The 4,809-nt window shown below is 64.7% G+C and carries 4 protein-coding genes; all 4 read right to left on the bottom strand.

The genetic code is table 11. The features are described from left to right. Positions 1-1,202, bottom strand: a 1,202-nt coding sequence (locus AC5RWT_RS34530; RefSeq protein WP_494084160.1) for an ABC transporter ATP-binding protein, incomplete at its 3' end; no start/stop codon positions are given. A gap of 175 nt (positions 1,203-1,377) precedes the next feature. After that, complete coding sequence (locus AC5RWT_RS34525; RefSeq protein WP_494084159.1) at positions 1,378-2,493, bottom strand: BMP family lipoprotein; 1,116 nt, start codon at positions 2,491-2,493, stop codon at positions 1,378-1,380. Positions 2,494-2,683: 190 nt separating this feature from the next. Next, on the bottom strand, positions 2,684-3,913 hold the full coding sequence (locus AC5RWT_RS34520) for an amidohydrolase (RefSeq protein WP_494084158.1): 1,230 nt from the start codon (positions 3,911-3,913) through the stop codon (positions 2,684-2,686). Between the two features lie 99 nt (positions 3,914-4,012). Then, positions 4,013-4,809 (bottom strand): mannose-1-phosphate guanylyltransferase (locus AC5RWT_RS34515; protein ID WP_494084157.1); only part of this gene is annotated, 797 nt, incomplete at its 5' end.

The raw sequence follows: 4,809 nt of genomic DNA, 5'->3' as shown, positions 1-4,809 counted from the left end.
GAGAGGGTACCGGCTGCCGCAGCCGCCGACTGGGTGCGTACGTCGAACTCCGAAATGTACTGCTCGGCGTTCCGGGCGATCACGTCCGGCTTCATCGCCAGGCCGCGGGCAAAGGGCGGCTGGTCGTAGCGGTTGAGAATGAGGTTTTCGGCCACCGAGAAGGTGCCCACCAGGCCCTCGACGCTGCGGTCCTCCGGCACGAACCCGACACCGGCTTCGATGATGTCCTTGACCCTGCGTCCCACCAGCTCCTGGCCTTCAAGTTTGATGGAGCCGGACACATGGTCCTGCAGGCCCAAAATTGCCTCAGTCAGTTCCGTCTGGCCGTTGCCTTGGACACCTGCCACGGCAAGGATCTCACCGCGGGCGATGCCGAAGCTGATGCCGTCAACGACCCGCTGGCCGGTGGCCGAACGTACCGTGAGGTTGTCCACCGTGAACGTTTCCTCGCCCGGCCGGGCCGGTTCCTTGTTCAGGGTCAGGCTCACGGCGCGGCCCACCATCATCTCGGCCAACTCGGTGGTGGACGCCGACGGCGGTGCGTCGCCGACGACCTTGCCGCGGCGGATGACCGTGATGATGTCGGACACTGCCTTGACCTCGCGCAGCTTGTGCGAAATGAAGACAATCGCCTTGCCGTCGGCCTTGAGCTGGCCCATGATGCCCAGCAGTTCATCGGTTTCCTTGGGCGTGAGGACAGCGGTCGGCTCGTCCAGGATCAGCACTTCGGCGTCACGTACCAAGGCCTTGATGATTTCAACGCGCTGCTGCACGCCGACCGGCAGGTCCTCGACGACGGCGTCGGGGTCCACCTCGAAGCCGTACTGGTCGGAGATCTCCCTGATCCGGGCTCGTGTGTCGTCCAGATTGAGTTGGCCGCCCGCTTTGGTCGCTTCGTTGCCCAGCGCCACGTTTTCCGCCACGGTGAACACGGGGACCAGCATGAAGTGCTGGTGCACCATGCCGATTCCGGCGGCCATGGCGTCACCGGGTCCGTTAAACGTCACCGGTTTGTCGTCTACCAGGATCTGGCCTTCGCTCGGCTCATAGAGGCCGTAGAGGACGTTCATGAGCGTGGATTTCCCGGCGCCGTTCTCGCCGAGCAGGCTGTGCACCTGTCCCGGCTGGACCACAAGGTCAATGTGATCGTTGGCGACCAGGGAGCCGAATCGCTTGGTGATTCCCTTGAGCTCGAGTTTCAAACCAAATCCGCCTGTTCTTGTCCGTAGGTACAACCGCCCGGTTCAGCAGTGCGGCCCCGGACGGTGTTGCCTGCCCGAACGCTGTGCCTAGCCTAAACCGCTTCGGCCGGTGGCAGCGCAAACCGCCGCCCTCGGCGCCGGTGTCCGGCACGGAGAGCGGCGGTCCACAGCGACCTTACTGCTGCGGGCTGGCCTTGGATTCGACCTTGATCTCGCCGGAGATGATCGACTCCTTGATGGTCTTCAGTTCCGCCTTGGTGTCATCGGAGACCGCAGCGTCCAGGTCGTGGAACGGAGCCAGTGCCACGCCGCCGTTCTCCAACGTTCCGACGTACGGGGTGCTGTCGAACTTGCCCTCGGTGTCGGTCTTGACGACTTCCTCGACGGCGTTGCCCATCAGCTTCATCACGGAGGTGAGGATGAATTCCTCCGCCTTGCCAGCGGTCTCGTAACCGTCGGAGTCGACCCAGACAACCTTGGCATCCTTGCCGTCGGCGTTGGCTTCGAGCACGGCGTCAAGGGTGCCCAGCCCCACCGGTCCCGCCACCGGCATGATGATGTCGGCGCCTTCGTTGATGAAGTTCAGGGTGTTGGTCTTGCCCTTGCCCTGGTCCTCAAAGTTGCCCACGAAGGTGCCGTTCTGGGCCTTCTTGTTCCAGCCCAGCAGTTCGACGTTGGCGTCCTTCTGCTTGTTGTAGTAGTCAACGCCGTCGGCAAAGCCGTCCATGAAGATGGTGACGGTAGGGATGTTCATGCCGCCGTAGGTTGCCACCTTGCCGGTCTCGCTGGTCGCGGCTGCAGCGTAGCCGGCCAGGAAGGCGGCCTGCGCGGTGTCGTAGATGATCGGCTTGACGTTTTTCGTGAACTCCGGATCGCTGTAGTCGACGATCGCGAAATGGGTTTCTGGGTTGTCTTTGGCTGCTTCCTTGGTGACGTCTCCGAGCAGGAAGCCGACCGTGAGAATCATGTTGCAGTCGGCCTGCACCATGGCATCCACGTTGGGACCAAAGTCGGTTTCGGCCTGGGATTCGGCCTCGCGGATTTTGATGCCCAGGTCTTTCTTGGCCATCTGCAGGCCTTCGTAGCTCGACTGGTTGAACGAACGGTCATCGAATCCGCCGGAGTCGGAGACGATGCAGCCCAGGTAGTCGGCGCTGCCCGCTGCCGGGCTGCCGCTGCCGCCCTGTTCGGCCGGCGGGGCGCCGCAGCCGGACAGAACCAGTGCGGATGCCCCGAGCGCCGCTGCGGAGAGGGCGGAGCCGCGCTTGATCTTGCGCAGTGAAGTCTTCAATGTTCCTCCATAAAAGAATGTCTGCCCCGGCACAGTTCAATGGTCGCTTCACAAGAAGTGCGGCGTTGACATGTACTCCGCGTGGCACAGCACCTGTCCTGCAGGTGCACAGTTGATGGACCCACAGTAGTGGGCACCCGCCCCACTTGCGACGCAACCCACCACGAGGGCGCGGATTGTTGAAAAGTTGTTACTTTTGGGTAGCCCCTGCTGCCGTGTCCCGGTGACGCCGTGCGGCCAGGACTGCCGCCTTGGCCATAACGCGCACGCCCACGCCGATGGCGTGCTCGTCCGGAACATAGTCGCCGCGGTGCAGGTCGAAGGTTTCGCCACCTGGTGTCCGGGTGCCCAGCCTCATCATGGCGCCGGGCACTTCCTGGGTCATCCAGGCAAAGTCCTCGCCGCCCATCGACTGCGGGGTCAAGGTCACCGCGTCCTCCCCCAGTTCGCTGCGGGCCGCGGCTTCAATCAGCGTGGTCTCCCGTTCAGTGTTGATGACCGGAGGCACGCCCCGGATGTGTTCGAGCTTGACGTCCACGCCGAACGGTGCGGCCACCTGGTTCACCACCTCATCCACCAGCTCCCCGGCCGCCTGCCATGCTTCGCCATCCAGGCAGCGCATGGTGCCGGCCATATAGCCCAGGGCGGGGATGGCGTTCGGGGCAGCCCCGGCCTGGATCTGGCCCCACACCAGCGAGACTGCACTGCGGACATCGATCCGCCGGTTGATGACGGCGGGAACGCTCACCGCAATCTCGGCCAACGCGAACACCAGGTCCTCCGTGAGGTGCGGACGCGATGTGTGTCCGCCACGCCCGCGCAGTTCAATCCTGATGGTGTCCGAGGCGGAGGTGATGGCCCCGATCCGGGTGCCGACCAATCCGACGTCGATCCTCGGGTCGCAGTGCAGAGCCAGGATCCGCGGCAGTCCTTCCAGAACTCCCTGTTCGATGACGGCCAGCGCGCCGCCGGGCATGGTCTCCTCTGCCGGCTGGAAGATGATCCGCACACGCGCGGAGAGCTCGCCTTCCTCGTCCAGTTTGCGCAGCAACAGCGCGACGCCGAGCATCACCGTGGTGTGGATGTCATGTCCGCAGGCATGGCTGATGCCCCTGTTGACCGAGGCGTACTCCAGTCCCGTTTCTTCCAGGATCGGCAGGGCGTCGATGTCCGCCCGCAGGCCGATGGCCAGCGGGCCTTCGCCGATGTCCACGAACAGCCCGGTGCCGTCAAGGAGTTGCGGTTCCAGCCCTGCAGCCGTCAGCCGCGCAGCCAGCTTTTGAGTGGTCTGGACTTCCTTGTGCGACAGTTCGGGATGCTGGTGCAGGTCACGCCGGAACCGCTGGAGTTCGTCGAGCAGCGGCGCCGCCCAGACGCCGATATTGAGATTGGCCAGCGGAGTTTCTGAAATCTTCTGCACACAAGCACTCTAGCGACTTGCAGGCCGGCCCACTGCCGGCGGCGCAGGCCCGGGACGCGCCGGCAGGACTTTCCCCGCCGGGCCGCTGCCGCCGGACTCCTACAAGACGTCGGTGTCGCCGCTGGCTTTAAGGTGTTCGACGGCTGATTTGACCTTCTGCGCGTGTTCCTTGGTGGTGACCAGCAGAGCGTCCGGGGTATCGACCACCACGACGTCGTCGATGCCGATCAGCGCGATCACGCGTTTGGTATCGGAGACCACGACGCCGGTGGCGGATTCGGCGAAAACCCTCGCCCCGTCGCCGAGCACCGTCAGTCCGGCGGTCTCACTGGCGGTGTTCAGCCGCCCGATGGCGGCGAAATCGCCCACATCGTCCCAGGAGAAAGAGCCCGGGATCATGGCCACGTCGCCGGAAGCGGCCGCGGGTTCGGCCACTGCGTAGTCGATCGCGGTCTTGGGCAGGTTCGGCCAGATCCGGCGCATCACCGCGCCGCGGGCCGGCGTGTCCCAGGCCTCGGCGATCTCTGCCAGTCCGGCAAAGAGTTCGGGCTCGTTGGTTTCCAGGTGCTTGAGCAGCAGGTCCACCGGGGCCACGAACATGCCGGCATTCCAGGAATATTCACCGGTTTCCAGGTAGCTGCGGGCCACCTGCTCGTCGGGTTTTTCCACGAACTCGGCCACGGCCCGCGCGGTCGGCGCGCCGGGGACGTTCAGTGCCCCGGCGGAGCGGATGTAACCAAACCCGGTGGCCGGATGCGTCGGCGTGATCCCGATGGTGACGATGTAGCCCTCGGCCGCAGTGTGCACGGCCTCGCGCACCGCCTGCTGGAACTCCTCCACCGGGGTGATCACCTGGTCCGCCGCAAAGGAACCCATAATGATCTGCGGATCGCGCC

Source organism: Arthrobacter sp. Dra40 (assembly GCF_059091905.1).
The sequence above is the reverse complement of the archived record's forward strand: the minus strand, read 5'-3'. Positions and strand labels throughout refer to the sequence as shown.